Genomic DNA, 18,055 nt, shown 5'->3' with positions numbered 1-18,055 from the left:
ACCCATGCAAGCAGAAAAAGCACAGCGTTCGGCGCTGTTGATCATCGATATGCAGGTCGGTCTGTTCCACGGCCCCGAGAAACCCTGGGAAGGGCAGCGGGTGCTGGAGAATATCAATCACCTGATTGGCGCGGCTCGGCAGGCGGAAGCGCCGATTTTCGCGGTCAGGCATACCGGCCCTGACGGCTCGCCGATTGCGGCAGGGAGCGGGCTGTGGCAACTGGTGCCGGAGTTGCAGGTTGATCCCGCGGTGGATCGTTTGGTCGACAAGACGCGCCCCAGTTGTTTCTTCAATACCGGGTTGGCCGAGCAACTGGACGATGCCGGTATCGGACGCTTGGTGATTGTCGGGATGAAGACCCAGTATTGCGTCGACAGTACTTGCCGCTTGGCTCGGGATTTGGGTTTCGAGGCGGTCCTGGTGGGCGATGCCCATACCTGCATGGACACGCCCGGGTTGTCGGCCCGGGCGATTGTCGAACATCACAACGCGACCTTGAACGGGGCGTTTGTGCAGGTGCTGAGTACGGCTGACGTGCGGTTCTGAATGGCGACCGCTGCGCGGTCATCGCTGGCAAGCCAGCTCCTACAGGTTTTTCCGTCGCACGCAGGATTTCGGTACGACGCGGACATTGTAGGAGCCGGCTTGCCGGCGATAGCGGGTCATCAGAAAAATGCGTTCCAAAGGCAAAACCTGTTATTTCTGACAGTATCCGCCATCTGCAATAGGGTGTTAAATCATTCGCAAGCCGTCATTGGCTAAAGAACATGTTCGAAGTGTCCGCGGTCTGTTGTCTCGATCAGGTTGCTGAATTTTATTCACGGCCATGATGTGTTTGTTCATGGCTGCACATGAACCGGGACAAGAGCGAGAACACGTGATGACAACGGTTACTAGAACTCGGCAAGGACAAGAAGCCCGTCGTGCTTATGGCAAGCTTTTAGCCAAGCGTAATGCCAACAGGGAAATGACACGCCCCACCGTCGTCGATGCGTTGGATAGCGACGGGTTGATTCCGGCAGCAAAACTCCTGTCGCCCATAAAGGTTGAGATTCCCCAGTTTGACCTCGGGCCACCGAATGCTGGTTTTCACAGTGAACTGACGCTGGAGTGGAAACGAGTAAACGAAGATGAATTCCGTCCGGTCAGCCGCATGGAGCGAATCGAGAACGATGGAACCATAACGTTTCCTTTGGAGCGTGTAATCGAGAGGACCTATTCTGACGGGCAGGAAGGTCAGTTCCTCCTCCGATACCACGTCGTACTGTGGAATGAAAACGACGATTGGTCAGATGAAACAAGGCTTCGGATCCGCAGAACGGCACCCTACCGTGACCGGCCATACCCTGACGATACACCGCCGTTCGCAATTGTCACAACGCCGGTCACTGAGGCGACGTTAACCGCTGACGGTGGCGTTGAGTGTGAAATTCCAGATTTTACGGACCCTGATAGAGATCGTATCATCGTCGCGATAGGATGGTCGGATGTTCTACCCAATCCTAATGATCCTGTCATCCCGGTAATCACCGTACCCCTGCCTCCTGACCGAATGGTGACGATTCCCCGGCCGACGATCGAGCCCCTTAGATCCGGCCTCTACTATCTCAGCTATGTACTGGTGGACCCCGCTGGCAATGTAAGCAATTTGGCGCGGGTGTTGGATGTTCCTGTTGCCTTGGGTCGTCTGCCCATCAATCCACACCCGCACTCTGTGCCTCTGGCGGCCGATGGACTGATCAATCGTGCTGATGCTTTTTTTGGCGTCACTGTTGATATACCTCGCTACGATGACCACGAGTCGACAGACAAGATTTTTGTCAAATGGGGCAACTCGGAGTTGCAGTCTGTAGAGGTTGGAGAAGTACCGCCGAGCGTTATTTCTGTCCCTGTTTCCTGGCAGCGCCTCACCAGTCAGTACAATTACACGGCGGGGGGGGTACAAATCACGCCGGTGTCTTATTGGGTCGAGCGCGCGCCGACGGTTGACTTCAGACCTACACCGCCGAGTATCAACGTCAACGTCGATTTCTCCGCGAGCGGTCCCATCGATGATGATGATCCGAATCCGGTCACCCCTGCTTTGGACGAAGTGCTGGTCACCAGTTTCTCCGGCCTTGAAAATAAGCTGGGGGCAGTTGTTGATTTCGGAAAAGATGCAACGGCCACATTCGACTTGCCCGATCCGGTGGTTGAAGGCGATACATTCACGTTGTATTGGAATGGTGTTGCAATTGCTGATAACTACGTTGCCGATAGCGATTCCGCCCCGGGGGATCCAGTCAGTCTGGACATACTCTGGAGCGAGATCCTGATTGGCGGCCCCAGTGATGCATTGCCCGTGTACTATGCATTGAGCAATGACGACTTCCCTAATAATGATCTGGAATCAGTCACTACTCCGGTACTGGTTGAGGCGATTCCAATTGTTCCGAACCCGCCGGTCTTTACTGACTTGACCGGTAACCTTCTTAATTGTTCCGTTTTGCGCAGAATAGGGACGGCTATTGGTTACCGAGTAAACGTCCCCCTATCGTCCTACCTGGTGCCGGGTGAACAGATCACGCTGCACTGGAGGGCTTTTGAAAGTAACGGAACTACCCCGGTCCCTGGCACGAATAAAGACTCGCCAATTACGCTTCCAGATCCGATACCAACAACGGGTATCGACTGGTTCGTCGAGCCCTATGCCACTCATATTCTGCCGATCGACCCAGGATCGGGTATCCGCTCCGGTTGGGCGGAAATCTATTACACCGTGCAGGTATCAGGAACACCCAGGGATTCAGAAAAGACCCGAAAGGTAGTCTCCATTTCACTGGGAAGCCCTGGCGACACTTGCGATTTGGCCGATGTGCCAACGCCTTGAAACTGGGTTATGAGGGGGAGCCAGCCCAAGACACAACAAGGAGAGTGTCTTGGGCATTGTTGGTTGATTAGGTGTGAGGATTGGGTCGACAAAACAGGAAAATCTCCCTGGTTCATAGGAAAAATCCTACATAGAAGGGAAGGTTTCATCGGTAGTCTTCGGTGCCGCTCCTGCCTGGTATCGCACTTAATTGTCGGAAGTTACCTCTGTTGTTCGGGCGCTAAATCGGAACTTTCTCAACGGTATTTTTATGAAACCTGTAAAGCCTTTCCCATTACGCCCTCTGGCCCAGGCGTTGAAACTGTTATCCATTGCCCCGTTTCTGATGCTCAGTGAGCAGGCGTTTGCGAGAATCATTGATGGCGGCCGCCCGGTGGTGATTGATGGCTCCGTCGCGCCAGAGGCCTATACGCTGCTCAACGACGCCCAGCTTACGGCCAATGGCGCCAATACCAACGAGATACTCGTCCAGACCGGCTCCCATGTTTCGCTGAATGGCTCGACTGTCACTGCGAGGGGGACCAGCGACGGTGTCAGGCTGTCGCAGAGCAGCGCGGACATTGATCGCACCACCATTACCAGCAGTGGCACCGGGTTGTCGTTGTTGTACAACCTCAGCACCGGGGTCGCGTCGCAGGCCACGGTCACTGACAGCACCATCAGGGGGGGAGACCGGGGGGTGGGGGTCGGCAGCCTCGGCCAGCTCGACCTGACGCGAACCACTGTTGTCGGTAGTGGCCCCAACGGTGTGGGTATTCAAATGGGCAACGCTTCGGTCACGGCCCAGGGAAGCACGATTGTCGGCGGTTTGTACGGTATCAATATGATTGCCAGTGGCGATGCTACACAGCCGCGAAACCTGACGCTCGACGGCACGGTCGTCCAGGGGCAAAGCGGCTCGGCGATCGTGGTGAACGATTTTGGCACGCCCACTTCAGCGGCGGATATTCTGATCGGCAACGGCTCGACGTTGGTCGGTGGCAATGGTGTGATGCTGGAGGTCAAGGGGGGCGCCACCGCCAATATGACCGCAGATAACAGCCACCTGGTCGGTGATGTGACCGCCGAAGCCGGCAGCACCGCCAAGGTCACCCTCGAGAACTCCGCCACCCTGACCGGGCGCCTGCAAAACGTCGATACCCTGACGCTCAACGGCCAGGGCAAGTGGACCATGGTCGAAGACAGCCAGGTGACGAACCTGGCCATGGGCGGTGGTTCGGTGCAGTTTGGCCAGCCCGGGAATTTCTACACCTTGTCGGTGGGAAACCTCAGCGGCAATGGCAACTTCATCATGCATACCGACTTTTCCACCGGCCAGACCGATTTTATCAACGTGACCGGCACCGCCACCGGCAGCCATACCCTGGATATTGCCAGCAGCGGCGCGGACCCGTTGTCCAACAAGCAGATCCATGTGGTGCACACCGCCAGCGGCGATGCGGCGTTCTCGCTGCTCAACGGCCGGGTGGACCTGGGGACCTATTCCTATGACCTGCTCCAGGTCGGGTCCAATGACTGGTACCTGGATGCCGCGAGCAAGATCATCAGCCCGGGAACGGACTCGGTCCTGGCGTTGTTCGATGCTGCGCGCAGCGTCTGGTACGGCGAGTTGAGCACCCTGCGCAGCCGCATGGGCGAAGTGCGGATGAACAGCGGCCAGACCGGCGGCTGGATGCGCGCCTATGGCAACCGTTATGACGTGTCCGCCAACTCGGGCATGGCCTACAAGCAAAACCAGCAGGGCCTGTCCTTTGGTGTGGATACGCCGTTGCCGTCGGTCGGCGACGGGCAGTGGGTGTTCGGCCTGTTGGGCGGCTACAGCCACTCCAACCTGGACATGAAATACGGCACCACGGGTGAGGTCGATAGTTTCTATGTCGGTTCCTACGCCACCTGGCTCGACGCCGACAGTGGTTACTACTTCGATGGCGTGGTCAAGTTGAACCGCTTCCAGAATGAGTCCGATGTCAGCCTCAGTGACGGCACCAAGGCCAAGGGCAGCTACAACACCAACGGCCTGGGCACGACCCTGGAATTCGGTCGGCATATCAAGCTGGACGATGGCTACTTCGTCGAGCCTTATGTTCAGGCGGCCGCGTTGACGGTGCAGGGCAAGTCCTATTCCCTGGACAACGGCATGACCGCCGATGGCGACCGGAGCCGTTCCCTGCTGGGCACGGTCGGTTCGACCGTGGGGCGTGATATCGACCTGGGTGGCGGTCAGATCCTCCAGCCGTACCTGAAAGCGGCCCTGGTGCATGAGTTCGCCAAGGGCAATGACGTGCGGGTCAACGACACCGTCTTCAACAACGACCTGTCCGGCTCCCGCCTGGCCCTGGGTGGTGGTGCGTCGATGAAGGTGACGGACAAGGTACAGATGCATGCCGATCTCGATTACAGCCATAGCAGCAAGATCAAGCAGCCATGGGGGGTGAATGTCGGGGTTGAGTACAAGTGGTGATACGCTGATGCAATGACAGAGGGCTGGATATTTCCAGCCCTCTGTCGTTTTCGGCTCTGTTAGCTGTGGGGTTGGAATATTGAATAACGAATTCGCTCTATTTATTGTGTTTGTCAACCTAGCAGATCTACCAGTACCCAAGTCGCCGGGTGCGGTGTTAAATGTTCTTTATTGGATCGTGGGCAATGGATCAAATTGACCCTCCATTGCCGTGGCTTTCCTTATTTGAAGGAGCACCGCAATGCCTGATATCAACTCCGCCCATCGGCTCCTGAACGAACCGATAGTAAATGTATTATTGCCTGACAGTCCCGATTGGGATGAAATCGGACTATTGCCGGCTGATCAGGCGAACAAACCTTTGTCTGTTGAGATTCCACCTTGGGAAGATGCACCGACTCCTGATGAGGGGGATACGTCAGTTTTACGGGTGTATTGGAATACGATAAACCTGGTCTATCAAAAAGAATGGAAGAGGGACGAATGGAGTGGTAATAGTCCGCCGACTGCGGATTTATTTTTTGATATTGAGGCACGGTATATAACGCATGGTGTGCATGAACTGAGATATGAAGTGACTTTATTCAATGGCAATTATGACCCCTCACGCCCCTTGACGGTCACCATTGATGAAGTGCCACCGCAGCTGAACAGCAACTCTACGCTGATCTTCGACACCGATCATGTCACCGAGCAGTACCTGATCGACAACGGCGACAAGGTACAGGCCGCTGTCCCGCCTTATGGCAGCTCGGCGCCCGGCGATACCATCACCTGGTATTGGACAAAGAATCCGTTTGCGGTGGTGGACGCCGATATGGTCGCGACGAGAACACTTTATCGCGGCGAAAACGGCCAGCCGCAGCCCCTGGATTTCCCGGGTGACATGATCCTGCGCCGGGGCGATGGCGATTTCTATGGGCTGTACCGTTTGCACGATCGCGCGGGTAACCCCAGCCCCTATTCAACCGCCTATCCAGTGCGGGTCGATGTTCAACCACAACCGCGCGATCTACCGGCGCCCCGGGTCAGCGAAGCCTCGGGCAGCCCGGGGAGCGAGCAAAGTACCTTGAAGGCCCTCGACGGCGTCTCCGGGGTGACCGTGGTCATTCCCGACGAGGCGGCCTTCAAGCCCGGGGATACCCGCTCGGTACAATGGGGCGTGCCGGGGACTGTGGGAAGCCTGCATGTCACGGTTGCAGAGGACGCCGAGGGGTTGCGCTACAAGATCCCCTCCACCCATATCGCCCAGCATATGGGCAAGACCATTCCCGTCTATTACCAGGTGGTCGGTGTACCGCCCAATGGCGATGCCGACTCCAGGCTGCAAAACCTGACCGTCCAGGCGGCCGATAACTGGCGCACCATCCAGTGTACGGTGCCTGCCGGCTCGGCCAGCCAGATCAGCCTGGCCAAGGTCGTCCAATCCGGCAAGGCGGTTTTTTCCTTGCCACGCTGGGCGTTCATGGCCGTCGGCCAGTTGGTCACCATCATCCTTTCGGGGGTCGATGCCAGTACGGGATCGCAGCTGGATCTGACGGTGCGCGAGCGACTGCCGGTGACGGCGACAGAGCTGGGGGCGAATGCGGCGACCGTGGACGTTGCGGTCGCCGTGATCCAGCGTTTTGCGATCAACACGGCGTTGACGGTCAAGGTGCAGGTCAGTTTTGACACGGCCGCCTCCTGGCTCGATTTTCCCAGCCTCAATTCAAGGCTGGTGGCGTAATCCACGCCGCAGCCGCAGCAAAGCCCCCGCACGCAGGGGCTTTGCTTGATCAATGGAAGCTGACGGTAAAGTTCAACGAACCTTTCACCAGCCCCGCATCGACCTTTGGACCGGTCTGATAAAGACGCGCGCTCAGATCCAGCACCGTGGTGCCCGGGGCAATGGCCGCCAAGGGCACTTCGTTTTGCAGCGCCACCGGGGTCAGGCGATCGGCCTTGAGGATCTGGATCCCCACGCCACCGGCCGTTGACCCCGAACCCAGGGTAAAGCCACCTTCCACGCCGGGAATCGGCACCGAGCCATTGGTGGGCTCCAGGCGAATATTGGCCCAGGCGATATTGATATCGCCGGGGTCGGCGTCGCAGTTGCCCAGGGTGATATTGAAGGGTACCGCGGGCGTGGCGCCGTCCGCGGCAAAGTCCGAGGTGCGCCAGTCACCCAGCGGCACCGGGTTGGCGCTGACGGTCGAGAGGCCGCACTGGGCCTGCAGCACGGTGCCGCCCAACTGGAAGTCGAAACCGTTGCCAATCATCGAGAAACGACTGCCGAACAAGGCCGTGTCGAAGGTATGCGGCCCGGGGGCGATAGGTCCGGTCTTGATCAGGGTGAGCTTGCCCCGCAAATTGCTGATACGCAGCGGCGCCGTATTCGGCACCGCGGCGTGCAGCAAGGCATTGAACGGCACCGTCGGCTCGCCGATCGGCACAAAGGCATCGGCGGCCACCCCATCGAACGGATGCTGCAACTTGATCCGCGCGCCGATGCCATCGATCCCGGTCTGGAAAACCTTGCCATTCACATCTTCGCCATTAACCGGCGGCAAGGTGCCGGGGAACAGCGCTGCGTTGGCCACCGCGTTGAAGGTCAGGACCGAGCCGAGGTCATTCTCGCAGTGGATGATCTGCCCCTCGGCGCTGGGCAGCGAAAAGCTCCGGTCGAACTCCCCGATCACATGCCCCGCTGCCGCATCCCTGGGCACGTAGACGGTGCCCGCGTCGAGGCGAAAGGTCATGCTGCTGGCGGAGGTCACCCAGCGGCAGAAACTGGCGGCCGAGGCCATTTCGACCTGGCAGACCGCCAGCAATGCCAATAGCCCAGCCAGTAGTCGTGGTGATGATTTCATTGCTCGTATCCTGAATGAGCAGGGCGCGCGCAAGGGTGCGCCGCCCTGCAAAGGCGTTAAGGCGCGGCGGGTTCAAGGCAGGTCAGGCTCTGCAAGCGGTAGCCTTGCGCCGGTTCGATGCTCTGCGGCGTGATCGGCAACTGGCAGTGTTGCCCGGCCTCCTTGCCCCAGCGCACATCCAGCGTCTGCGCTTCGGCGGAGGTGGTGAGCAGGACTTGCCCGGCCTGGCCGACCACACCGAGTCGTTCACCCCGGGCATCGCTGACCTGGGCACCGAACGGCAACGGCTGGCCGTCTGCCGTGTACCCCGTGAGCACCAGGCGGTTGACCTTGCGCGCGCTGAAGGTGGCCTTGACCACGGCGCCGCGGCGGGGCACCACGTGGGTCACGCCGTTGTCGATCTCCACCTCCGGGTCCAGTTGGTCGGTTTGCAGCACCACCTGATTCTGCCGATAAGGGCGCAGGTGCGGGGCCAGGGCATAACCCTGGGCATTGGTGCGCACGCCGGTGGTATTCTCGATGCCGACGCCCGGGGTATCGGGCACCCGCACCAGGCCCATGGTCTCGCCCAGATAGGGGCCCAGTTCCAGGCCGTCGCCGTGCAGCAACAGCGCGCCGCTGGCATTCAGCGACAGGCTGCGATAACCGTTGCCTTCGGTGTAGCCGCCGCCCACGCTGCCAAACGGCGCCTGATAGCCGAGGGCCAGGGTGGCGGCACGTTGATTGTCGTCGCTGTTGCTCAAGGCGGCGCTGTAGTTGAGCCGGTTCTGATCGGTGCTGCCGCTCAGGCGCGCGGTCTGGCTGTAGCGTCCGGCGTTGTCCTGGAAACCCAGGGTGGCGCTGTTCGAATGACCAAAGTCGAGTGGAAAGGAAAGACTCAGGCCGACCTGGCGACGGCTGCCGTTGTGTTCATCGCTCAGCGACTGCGAGGCAAACAGGTTGTAGCTGACCTTGCGGTGTTGGGTACTCAGGTTGAACTGGAACTGGCGCTGCGGCTGCTGGCGGTTCCAGTACTCGTCCTGCGACAGGGTCAGGTTGACCGAGCTGGAGCGCCCGAGGTCCTGGAACAGCGCGGCCTCCAGGCGGCTGCGCCGGCTACCGGGGAATTGGCCGTCGCGGCTGCGTTCACGCACGCTTTCATCGAAGTCCCGGTAGCCCTCGGTGGAGTAGCGATAACCGGCGAAACGCAAGCTGGTGCTGGTCTGGAAGGCCTTGCTGTATTTCAAGGCATAACTCATGCCCTGCACAGCGCTGCCCACTCCAGGGTCCGGCTCGGCGCTGGAATGGGTGACATCCAGGGCCAAGGCGCCCAGGCCACCCCAGTCGCGTGCCACGCCGAGGTTACCGGCACGGTAGAAATCGCTGCCCATCAGCCCGCCATACAGGGTGGTGTTCCAGGCGCTGCCCATGGCCAGGGTACCTTGCCAGAGCAGCGGGTCCTCCAGCTCGCGGGCGGCCGCGTAGCGCCCCAGGGTGGTGCTGTAGCGCCAGACCCCTTCGCGCAACAGATTGCCGAGGCTGGCATAAGGCTGGATAAAGCGCTGCACCTGGCCATCGTCCGCGGTCAGCACCACCTCCAGTTCACCGTTGCCGCCGGCGGTGCTCAGGTCATCGATCACATAGGGGCCGGCACTGACATAGGTGGAGTAGATCGGGTAGCCGTTCTGCTTGATCTCGAGCTTGGAACGCGCCTGGGCCACGCCGCGCACGATCGGCGCATAGCTCTGCTGCAGGTCAGGCAGCATGCCCATGTCGGAGGCCACCACCAGGCCCTTGATCGGCAGGCTGCGGAACACCTCGCCACCGGTAAAGGTCTTGCCCAGGGTCAGGTTGGCCCGGGTGCCGGGCAGATCGCGCTGGGCGTAGGTGTAGGCCTGGGTCCATTCGCGCTTGCCGTCGGGGTTGTGGTGCAGCGCATGGTTGCTGCGCAAGCGCCAGGCGCCGAGGTTGAGGCCGCTGTTCAGATACAGGTCGTCGCTGTTGGTGGCGCCGCTGAAGCGACTGGAACCTTGTTGGGCAGACAACTGATAGTTGACGAAGGCGGCATTGATGCCGGTATCCCAGTGTTGCGGGTCAACCTGCCCGATCCTGTCGCGGCGCATGGCGATCTGCGGCACCGAGAGCGACAACAGCAACTTGCCGCTGTCGAACTCGACCTTGGCCTCGGCGATCAAGGCCGACAGATCGAGGCAGCTCGCGGCGGCGACCTCGGGCGTGGCGAAGCTTTCCAGCTTGATCCCCAATTGCTCCAGCAGCTCGGCCCCCAGGCAGGGCGATAGGGTGTTCTGGTCCGGGCCGAGGCTGAAGTCCAGCTCCCGCTCACCGAAGTAATGGCGATTGATCTGGATATCGACCCGGTAACGCCCCGGGCCGAGCGCCTGGCCGTGGCCCAGGGCTTCGAGCGCGAGGGCACCGGCGGTGTCGCCCTGACGCATGAAACCGGACTGGAATTCGAGCGGCTGGGTGGCGAAAGCCGGTCTGGCTTCGATCAAGCCGACAGCGCCGCCAATGACAAACAGGGGCGCGAGCCGCAGGCGCGAGGGCCGGCGGCGTGCAAGTGCATGGATCATGGTGGTCTTCCAGCGATAAAGGCGCGCGGGGGCGTGTCAGGGAAGCGGTTGAATCGCGACGGGCGGCGGGGTGACACGCGCGCCATAGTCGTCAACCGCCGAGAAACTCACCTGCAGTCCGGCGGCCGGCTTGCTTCCATCGACCTTGAGTGCATCCAGCTTGTACGACTGGCTGGACAGCGGGTAGGCCATGGCCGGGCTGTTGAAGATCTGTTGCCGACCATTGCCCTTGACCTCGATGCGCAGGAAGGACACATGAAAAGGCGTCGGATTGTGCACGGCCAGATGCGCCTGGCCGTCGATCTGCCGGATCGACCATTGCAGGTCCTGCAGGCGCTGCCTCGGGTTGTCCTTGAGCCCCGCGGGGCGATGGAACAGCTTGATCCGCGTGCGCAGGGCGATACTCAGGACATCGGCCTCCTGCGTTTCGACTTGCGGGATCTCCTGGACATTGAAGAAGAACAGCGATTCGCGGTCCTGGGGCAAGTCATTCGGCAGGCGATTGATCTGCACCTGCTGCTCCTTGCCCGGATCCAGGCGGAACAGCGGTGGCGAGGCGATAAAGGGTACGGCGGTGGTGGTGTCGTCGCGTTCGGTATTGATCCAGGTCTGTACGGCATAGGTCTGCTGGCTGGGATTGCTGACGACCAGCGCGACGCTGCGCTGGTCGCCGGCAAAGACCACGCGCGTGCCATTGATGCTCAAGGCCGCCTGGCTGGCTGGTATCTGGGCGAACAGCCCAAGCATCAACAGGCCGGTGGCGAACGCTTTGGAAAGGACGGGGGAGGTGTTCAGGCTGTGCATAAAACGGATACCTTGGGCCTGGGCCCCCCGAGGGGCGCCCAGGCGCTTGCCGAGGCCCCCGGCAGGCGCCGGGGGATTGCAGATCAGGTGATATTGACGACAAAGGCCACTTCAACCTGGGCGGCACCGGTGCCGACCGCCGGCAGGGTGGATTTGTAGGCGGCGGTAAAGAGCATATCGGTAGGGTCGTTTTCATCCAGCGCGTACTCGGCGGATTCCACGCCATAGCCGATCAGCGCGCCCTTGTTGTCCTTGATCGCCAAGCCCAGACCACTGGCATAGCCGCCGCCCGAACGCAGGGCGTGTAGGGTGTTGCCGGTGCCGGTGGAGCCATGGACGCCGGTGAACTTGACGGTGGCCTTGGTCGGCGCGGTGCAGCCGGTGCCCGGGGTGACGCGCATGGCGAAATCACGATGCCCGCCTTCGTCGCCCACGGCCGCGAACAGGCTTTTGGAAACCCGCCCCAGACGTACCAGGTTGCCCGGAGCGCCGGTTTCCGGGTTGATGATTTCAATCGGGCAGGTGATGTCGGTGATCATCCCCTCGAAGTTGATGGTGCCGGTGGTGGCAAAGGCCGAAGTGGCGGCCATGCCGAGCAGCAGGCCAAGGGGAAGTGCCAAAAGGGATTGCTTCATGGAAAGGTTGAACCTGTAAGAGGAAGTAAGATTTTTCTTGCCGGGCAGTCTGTGTTTGCTGCACTGCCTGCAAGCGCTTTGTAAAGCCTGCTGTCCGCTTTGGGGCCAGCTTGAGCAGGTTTTGGCGGGCAAATCCGGGACATAGGGTTTTTTACTGAAGTCCCGAAGAATTGCGGGGCAGACTTTAAGGATTTCTCTTACAGGTCGGATATGGGAGTAAAAGACTTGTATTGTGGGAAGTTTCGCCGCTGTCGGTAGGATGAGCGTTTGCAGTGGCGGGCATAACCATCTCGGCGGTTCTCTGGCAGGCGGAAGTGAAGAGTAAGTGTGTTTTGTCGGAGGGGAGCGGTGACGTGGGGCCTTTTCAGGCGGCACGTCACCGGGGTGATACGGGATAGGTTTATGTTTCTCTTACGGATGTAACTTTCACGGCTGCGTTGCCGGTGCCGTAATTTACGGGCGAACGGTTATTGGTCAGTGACGCGTGATCTGGGATTACCGTTGGCCATTTTTTGACTTTACTACTCGCTGTCGTTGTTTCTCCAGCGGTCGTTTCAAACACTTTGGCAGGGATAGTTTTTACTTCAGCTGGCTTGGGGTTAACTATTGGTACACTTGCGCCTATGGCATCTCCCCCCGGGCTTATTGGGCGGGTGGGATTGATAGGCGAAACAGGAACAAGCTCTGGGGCCAGAGGTGTTTTGGGGCGCGGTCCAGTAGAAGGCTCCCAGGGTAAGGGCATCTGCCACTTTGTCTTTATCCTGGGCCCAGGCCGCTTAAGTATCACGTCACTCGATCGAGGCTGTACTATCGGGCGGACTGCTTTCCCCCCTCCGAAACCGCTGCCGATGCCTGTCACCGCCGATAGGCCGCCAAATGCATCGGAGAGTCTTCGCGCGGGAGCCTGGCCAGTGGCGGTACTGAGGACGTTGAGGGCACCGGAAGCCGCTTCGGCGGCAAACGAGACGGCTGACAAGGCGTTGATGGTAGCCACCGAACCGGCCCCCGCAACAATCAGCAAAACAGCGGCCATCAGTATCGCCTTCTCGACATCATGTCGCGGTTCACGCCAGTCGACCAAGCCGACGCTATGCCCCGTGGGGTCGCTGAAGGCGATCGGATTGCCCAGGCAATAGCTATAGGGATTGATACCGCCGCTGTCGAACGGGCTGAGCGAATCCGGGCTGTGAAAACGCATAAGCTGCGGGTTGTAGGCCCGATAGCCGTTGCCCAGCAGGTACCAACCCGTGCCGCCGTCACATGCCTCGCCGTTGAACGCCAGCGGGCTCTGCAACGTATCGCCGCTGGGCAGGCCATAGGCGCTGTAGACGGCACTGCGCAGGGTGTCTTGCTGGCTTTCGGCAATGACGCTCTGGTTGGCGTTGGTCATCAACAACAGGGTCTTCGAGGCGTCCCCGGCCTGCTGCTGGCCCAGGGGTTGCGGCCCATAGAGGAATTGGGTCTTTATCGCGCCTTGCACGGTGTTGCTCAGTTGGGTGCCCTGGTAGAACCGCAAGGTTTCCGGGTCCGTACCCGCGGTGTCGCTGACCAGGTGATCATGCCCATCGTAATGATATTCACGTGGTCCGCTACCGTCGGCCTCCTCATATTTGCGCAGACGGCCCTGGCTGTCATAGAAAAGCCGGCGGTTCCGTTCATCGTTGAGCATATTGCCATCGTCGTCATAGGTGAAGCTGACGCTGCCAGGATAGGCGGGGTGGGTGTGTGTTGCGCGGGTCAGCAGGAACGGTGCGTCCGCTGCGTCATAGATAAAGCGGGCCTCATCCGTGCTGGTGTCGGCGAAGGTGGTCAGGCAGCGGGTCATATTGTCCAGCGCATCGAACCTGAACTGCTGGCGGACAATGCCCTGGGCATAGGCATCCATCGGCAGGTCGCTGCCCGCGCAATCATGCTGGACCAGGCGGCCGCGTGGATCATAGATGAAGGTTTCGTGCAGCAGGCTCCGGCCGTCCATTTGCAGATGACGACTGCACAACTGGTCGTCGGCTTGCCACTCCTGGCTGATGGTGCGGGTCGGATGGCCGCTGAGCTTGAGGGTGCGCAGCGTTTCGCGACCATGATCGTCATAGGTCAGTTGGCTTTCCAACTGGCGGCCGGTGGCGAGATCCTCGCTCACGGTGCGCTGTGGTCGGGAGAGCGCATCGTAGTAGAAGTGACTCTGTACATTGCCCTGGATCACCTGTCGCAGTCGGCCTGCCTGGTCATGCTCGGATTGGGTGGCGATACCGCTGACTTCCAGGCGATGCAGTTGACGACCGCGCAGCGAGTTCCGATAGGTGGTTGTCCAGGTCTTGCCATTGGCAATCCAGTGTTCCGTCTTCAGTTGGCGATTGCCGTCGTAGTGGTACTCACGTCGACCCAGATTATTTGTGGAGGCGGTCAAGCGCGCGTTCTTGCGGTCGTAGTCAAAGTTCGCCTGCTCATCCGGCGCGACGCTGCTGATGGGCGACTCCACCAGATTGGGCGCGTACTCGTAGTGAAGGGTATGACCCCTGGCGGTCAGCCGGTCGCTGACCTGTGACTGACTGCCCTGATAGGTATAGTGTTCCTGTCGCGTGCCGACCTTGAAGCGGGTCAGGCGGCCCAGGCCGTCGAACTGCTGTTCACCCGCCCGAACCTGCGGGGATGCCTGGTTGAACGGCTGGATATCCAGGGTTTCAGGCCATTCCTCGCTGCTGTGCAGGGCGTAGCCGCGCAGAATCTGGTCACCGCCCGGCAGGGTGCTTTCGAGCATCCGGTCAAAGGCATCGTAACGGTACGACGTACTGTGCCCCAGGGCATCGATCTCCTCGACCGTACGACCCAGGCCATCATAATGATAGAGCTGCTCGCTGATCGATTGGCCCTGCGTCGTCAGGCGAATGATCTTGTCCGGTTTCTCGAACAGGTTCAGGTGCGTGACGCTGTGGCCATATTTCAGGGGGGCGAGGGCACTGGTTTGTTGCCAAGTGCTGTAGGTCGGCAAAAAACGGCCATCGGGTAGCCGTTGGCCAATCGGGTCGGCCTCTGTCACCGTGACCACCCCATCGGGCGTGGTTTCGCTGCGCTGCTGACCCCAGTCGTCGTAGCCAAAACGGGTGGTCAGGGCCAGGTCCCGGTCTTCCAGCCAGTCGTATTCGGTTTCACTGAGCAACTGCCCGCGCCCGTCGTATTCGGCCGCGTAGGTCTGGCGAAACGCACCGGCCCGGCTCGGGTTATCGACATCCTGGCGTTCTTCATACACTGGTCGGTTAAGGCCGTCGAACTCGGTGCGGGTCTGCACCTGCTTGACGTCGGTCAGCAGTTGCGCGGCCTTTTGCCGGGTCCCGGCCGGCTGCGGCTGGGACACCAGGAAGTAGCTGTAGTGGCGCGTGGCTTCATAGTCCGGGTCGCCCGGGGCCACGGTTTCGCTGAGCGTCCGGCCGAGCACATCGTAGGTGCTGCGGATCTGTACATCGTTGTCGTCGTTGCTCAGTAGAAGCTGGCCATTGAGCAGCGAGCTCTCTTCGACGATGACTTTGCTGACCTTATCAAAGCTGGTGCTCAGGGTCTGGGTGGTTCGCAGCACGGTTTCGCCGACCAGGGGGCTGGGCAGGCGCGCATAGGTGTAATCGGTGTGGGTGCTCCGCCCATTGAGGGTCACGCTTTCCCGTAGCGGACGGCCATATTGCACGCGATCGCTCGACAGCTCATGGTAGGTGAAGGTCGTGACCTGCACGCTACGCTCGTTGCTGCCCTCCAACTGCAACAGGGTTTCATCCAGCAGCGCCATCCACGGATTGAGCAGCGTCTCCTCCGCCGCCGCCGCCTCCTCCCGGCATGATGGACAACTTCGACCCGGACAGCCCGCCGCCCCATCCGCATCGTCCGCCCCGCCCCTGGTTTGGCGGACCGCTGGTGCCGCTGACGTTCCAGATGATTTCCCTGGTGATTGCCGCCTGGTATGGCGCCAAGTTGCTGTCCCGGCCGATCCAGCGCCTGAGCGACGCCGCCGAACGCCTGAGCGAAGACCTCAACAGCCCCCCGCTGGATGAGACCGGCCCGCGTGAAGCACGGCAGGCAGCCAACACCTTCAACCTGATGCAGCAACGCATCCGCGAACAGGTGCAACAACGCGGGCGCATGCTCGGGGCCGTGTCCCACGACCTGCGTACCCCGCTGTCGCGCCTCAAGCTGCGCCTCGAACAGATCGACGACCTGAAGCTCCAGGGCCAGATGCGCCAGGACCTGAATGACATGATCGCAATGCTCGACGCCACCCTCAGCTACCTGCATGAGCAGCGCACCAGCGAGGCGATGCAATGGATGGACGTCCAGGCACTGGTGGAGTCGCTGTGCGAAAACGCCCAGGACCTGGGCTCGCGGGTCTTGGCCAGCGGCCATTGCGCACCCTTGCTGGTGCAACCCATGGCGCTGCGCTCGTGCCTGAACAACCTGCTGGACAACGCCCTGCGCTATGCCGGGGACGCCCTGATCACCCTGGAAGACAGCCGCCGGCAACTGCTGATCCGGGTCATCGACCATGGTCCGGGGATTGCCGCGGAGAAGCGCGAGGCGGTGTTCGAACCCTTCTATCGCCTGGAAGGCTCGCGCAACCGCAACTCCGGCGGCGTCGGCCTGGGCATGACCATTGCCCGGGAAGCGGCCCAGCGCCTGGGCGGCGAACTGACCCTGGAAGAAACCCCGGGCGGCGGCCTGACCGCCGTGGTCTGCCTGCCCCGGGCCTGAGTGCTCTGTGTAACAACCGGTACAAAACCCACATACCCACGACACCTGGGCCTTGGAGGCTGCACAGGCCGATGCACCGCCATCGGTTTTGCCAACACTTAGGGAGTGTGCACATGAGCACGATCAGTAGCGTCAGCAACTACTCGAGCTATACCGGTTACAACACCAGCAGCACGACGGCGACGCAACGCCAGCAACAATTCCAGAAGCAGCTGCTCGCCAAGCTCGACACCGATGGTGACGGCTCCATCAGCAAGGATGAACTGAAGGCGGCCCTGTCAAAGAACAGCGACAGCAAACTGCTCAATAACCTGAGCCAGAACTTCGACTCGCTGGACACCGACGGCAGCGGCACCCTCAGCCTGAGCGAACTGTCGGCGATGAAGCCGCCCGCCCATGGCGACCAGGCGCCCGACACTAAACTGGCCGATGCCCTGCTCAAGGCCCTGGACACCGACGGTGACGGTTCCGTAAGCAGCAGCGAACTGGCTGCCGGGCTGACCAACGCCGGCATCACCACCGACAGCGCCTCGCTGTTCAGCGCCCTGGACACCGACAACAGCGGCAGCATCAGCACCAGCGAACTGGCCTCCGCCCTGTCCGCGAATCAACCGCCACCACCGCCACCCTCGATATCCGCCAGTGACCTGTTCAGCCAACTGGACACCAATGGCGACGGCAGCATCAGCCTGGCCGAATTGACCAGCGCCTTGCAGGGCAGCTCGACCAGCAGCTCCACCACTGGCACCACCGCCAGCACCAGCAGTACCAGCAGCACCGATAGTACAAGCAGCACCAGCAGCAGCCTCAACGCCACGACGCTGCTGCTCCAGGCCCTGGCCAGTGCCAGCAGCACCAGCAACACCGGTACGGGCACGGGTTCGGGCAGCAACAGCCAGACCGCCCAGGAGAACATCGCCGAGGCGTTGAGTCGGTTGATGGTCAGCCTCAATAGCCAGACCGCAGACCAGAGCAGCACCAGCACCAGCACCAGCAGCGTCACCGCCGCAGCGGCCTGATCCACCCTCCTGTAGGAGCCGGCTTGCTGGCGATGACGTCTGGATAGACGCTACAAGGCTCAAGGGCCTCATCGCCGGCAAGCCGGCTCCTACAGGTTCGGTCGCGTTTTCAAGATCGA

10 protein-coding genes and 1 pseudogene are annotated in these 18,055 nt (G+C 60.8%); 6 read left to right on the top strand and 5 right to left on the bottom strand.

From position 1 onward, the window contains the following. Nucleotides 1-4: 4 nt before the first annotated feature. The 4 genes from UCMB321_RS08460 (at nucleotide 5) to UCMB321_RS08445 (ending at nucleotide 7,057) form a co-directional block, all read left to right on the top strand. Entirely contained in the window at nucleotides 5-547 is a 543-nt protein-coding gene (locus UCMB321_RS08460) for a cysteine hydrolase family protein (RefSeq protein WP_040065348.1), read from the top strand. A 295-nt stretch (nucleotides 548-842) separates the two neighbouring features. After that, on the top strand, nucleotides 843-2,870 hold the full coding sequence (locus UCMB321_RS08455) for a hypothetical protein (protein WP_157015873.1): 2,028 nt from the start codon (nucleotides 843-845) through the stop codon (nucleotides 2,868-2,870). A 250-nt stretch (nucleotides 2,871-3,120) separates the two neighbouring features. Then, on the top strand, nucleotides 3,121-5,331 hold the full coding sequence (locus tag UCMB321_RS08450; RefSeq protein WP_040065345.1) for an autotransporter outer membrane beta-barrel domain-containing protein: 2,211 nt from the start codon (nucleotides 3,121-3,123) through the stop codon (nucleotides 5,329-5,331). Nucleotides 5,332-5,572: 241 nt separating this feature from the next. Then, the gene (locus UCMB321_RS08445; protein WP_157015871.1) at nucleotides 5,573-7,057 is read left to right on the top strand and encodes a hypothetical protein; all 1,485 of its coding nucleotides are present in this window, start codon (nucleotides 5,573-5,575) and stop codon (nucleotides 7,055-7,057) included. A gap of 49 nt (nucleotides 7,058-7,106) precedes the next feature. On the opposite strand, the gene UCMB321_RS08440 is transcribed toward UCMB321_RS08445, so the two are convergent. The 5 genes from UCMB321_RS08440 to UCMB321_RS08420 form a co-directional block, all read right to left on the bottom strand. Continuing rightward, nucleotides 7,107-8,180 carry a fimbrial protein gene (locus UCMB321_RS08440; protein WP_040065344.1) on the bottom strand — a complete coding sequence of 358 codons (1,074 nt, stop codon included), beginning with the start codon at nucleotides 8,178-8,180 and terminating at the stop codon, nucleotides 7,107-7,109. Nucleotides 8,181-8,236: 56 nt separating this feature from the next. Next, complete coding sequence (locus UCMB321_RS08435) at nucleotides 8,237-10,750, bottom strand: fimbria/pilus outer membrane usher protein (RefSeq protein ID WP_040065343.1); 2,514 nt, start codon at nucleotides 10,748-10,750, stop codon at nucleotides 8,237-8,239. A gap of 36 nt (nucleotides 10,751-10,786) precedes the next feature. After that, a complete protein-coding gene (locus UCMB321_RS08430; RefSeq protein ID WP_483414361.1) occupies nucleotides 10,787-11,554 on the bottom strand; it encodes a fimbrial biogenesis chaperone in 768 nt (255 codons plus the stop codon). A gap of 83 nt (nucleotides 11,555-11,637) precedes the next feature. After that, nucleotides 11,638-12,189 (bottom strand): fimbrial protein, encoded by a 552-nt coding sequence (locus UCMB321_RS08425; protein WP_040065342.1) that lies wholly within the window; start codon nucleotides 12,187-12,189, stop codon nucleotides 11,638-11,640. Nucleotides 12,190-12,589: 400 nt separating this feature from the next. After that, on the bottom strand, nucleotides 12,590-15,961 hold the full coding sequence (locus tag UCMB321_RS08420; RefSeq protein ID WP_052451101.1) for an RHS repeat domain-containing protein: 3,372 nt from the start codon (nucleotides 15,959-15,961) through the stop codon (nucleotides 12,590-12,592). A gap of 20 nt (nucleotides 15,962-15,981) precedes the next feature. On the opposite strand from UCMB321_RS08420, the pseudogene UCMB321_RS08415 reads away from it, so the two are divergent. Both UCMB321_RS08415 and xopAW read left to right on the top strand, forming a co-directional pair. Further along, nucleotides 15,982-16,917, top strand: a pseudogene (locus UCMB321_RS08415) (sensor histidine kinase); the annotation flags it as partial. Between the two features lie 113 nt (nucleotides 16,918-17,030). Beyond that, the gene (gene xopAW, locus UCMB321_RS08410; protein ID WP_040065341.1) at nucleotides 17,031-17,936 is read left to right on the top strand and encodes a XopAW family type III secretion system calcium-binding effector; all 906 of its coding nucleotides are present in this window, start codon (nucleotides 17,031-17,033) and stop codon (nucleotides 17,934-17,936) included. Nucleotides 17,937-18,055: the final 119 nt, after the last annotated feature.

It is taken from the genome of Pseudomonas batumici, assembly GCF_000820515.1.
GTDB lineage: Bacteria > Pseudomonadota > Gammaproteobacteria > Pseudomonadales > Pseudomonadaceae > Aquipseudomonas > Aquipseudomonas batumici.
The sequence above is the reverse complement of the archived record's forward strand: the minus strand, read 5'-3'. Positions and strand labels throughout refer to the sequence as shown.

Coding starts and splice junctions, on each gene's coding strand:
- xopAW (WP_040065341.1), top strand. CDS start 17,031: ATGAGCACGATCAGTAGCGTCAGCAACTACTCGAGCTATACCGGTTAC.
- UCMB321_RS08440 (WP_040065344.1), bottom strand. CDS start 8,180: ATGAAATCATCACCACGACTACTGGCTGGGCTATTGGCATTGCTGGCG.
- UCMB321_RS08435 (WP_040065343.1), bottom strand. CDS start 10,750: ATGATCCATGCACTTGCACGCCGCCGGCCCTCGCGCCTGCGGCTCGCG.
- UCMB321_RS08460 (WP_040065348.1), top strand. CDS start 5: ATGCAAGCAGAAAAAGCACAGCGTTCGGCGCTGTTGATCATCGATATG.
- UCMB321_RS08455 (WP_157015873.1), top strand. CDS start 843: ATGGCTGCACATGAACCGGGACAAGAGCGAGAACACGTGATGACAACG.
- UCMB321_RS08425 (WP_040065342.1), bottom strand. CDS start 12,189: ATGAAGCAATCCCTTTTGGCACTTCCCCTTGGCCTGCTGCTCGGCATG.
- UCMB321_RS08445 (WP_157015871.1), top strand. CDS start 5,573: ATGCCTGATATCAACTCCGCCCATCGGCTCCTGAACGAACCGATAGTA.
- UCMB321_RS08420 (WP_052451101.1), bottom strand. CDS start 15,961: ATGGCGCTGCTGGATGAAACCCTGTTGCAGTTGGAGGGCAGCAACGAG.
- UCMB321_RS08450 (WP_040065345.1), top strand. CDS start 3,121: ATGAAACCTGTAAAGCCTTTCCCATTACGCCCTCTGGCCCAGGCGTTG.
- UCMB321_RS08430 (WP_483414361.1), bottom strand. CDS start 11,554: ATGCACAGCCTGAACACCTCCCCCGTCCTTTCCAAAGCGTTCGCCACC.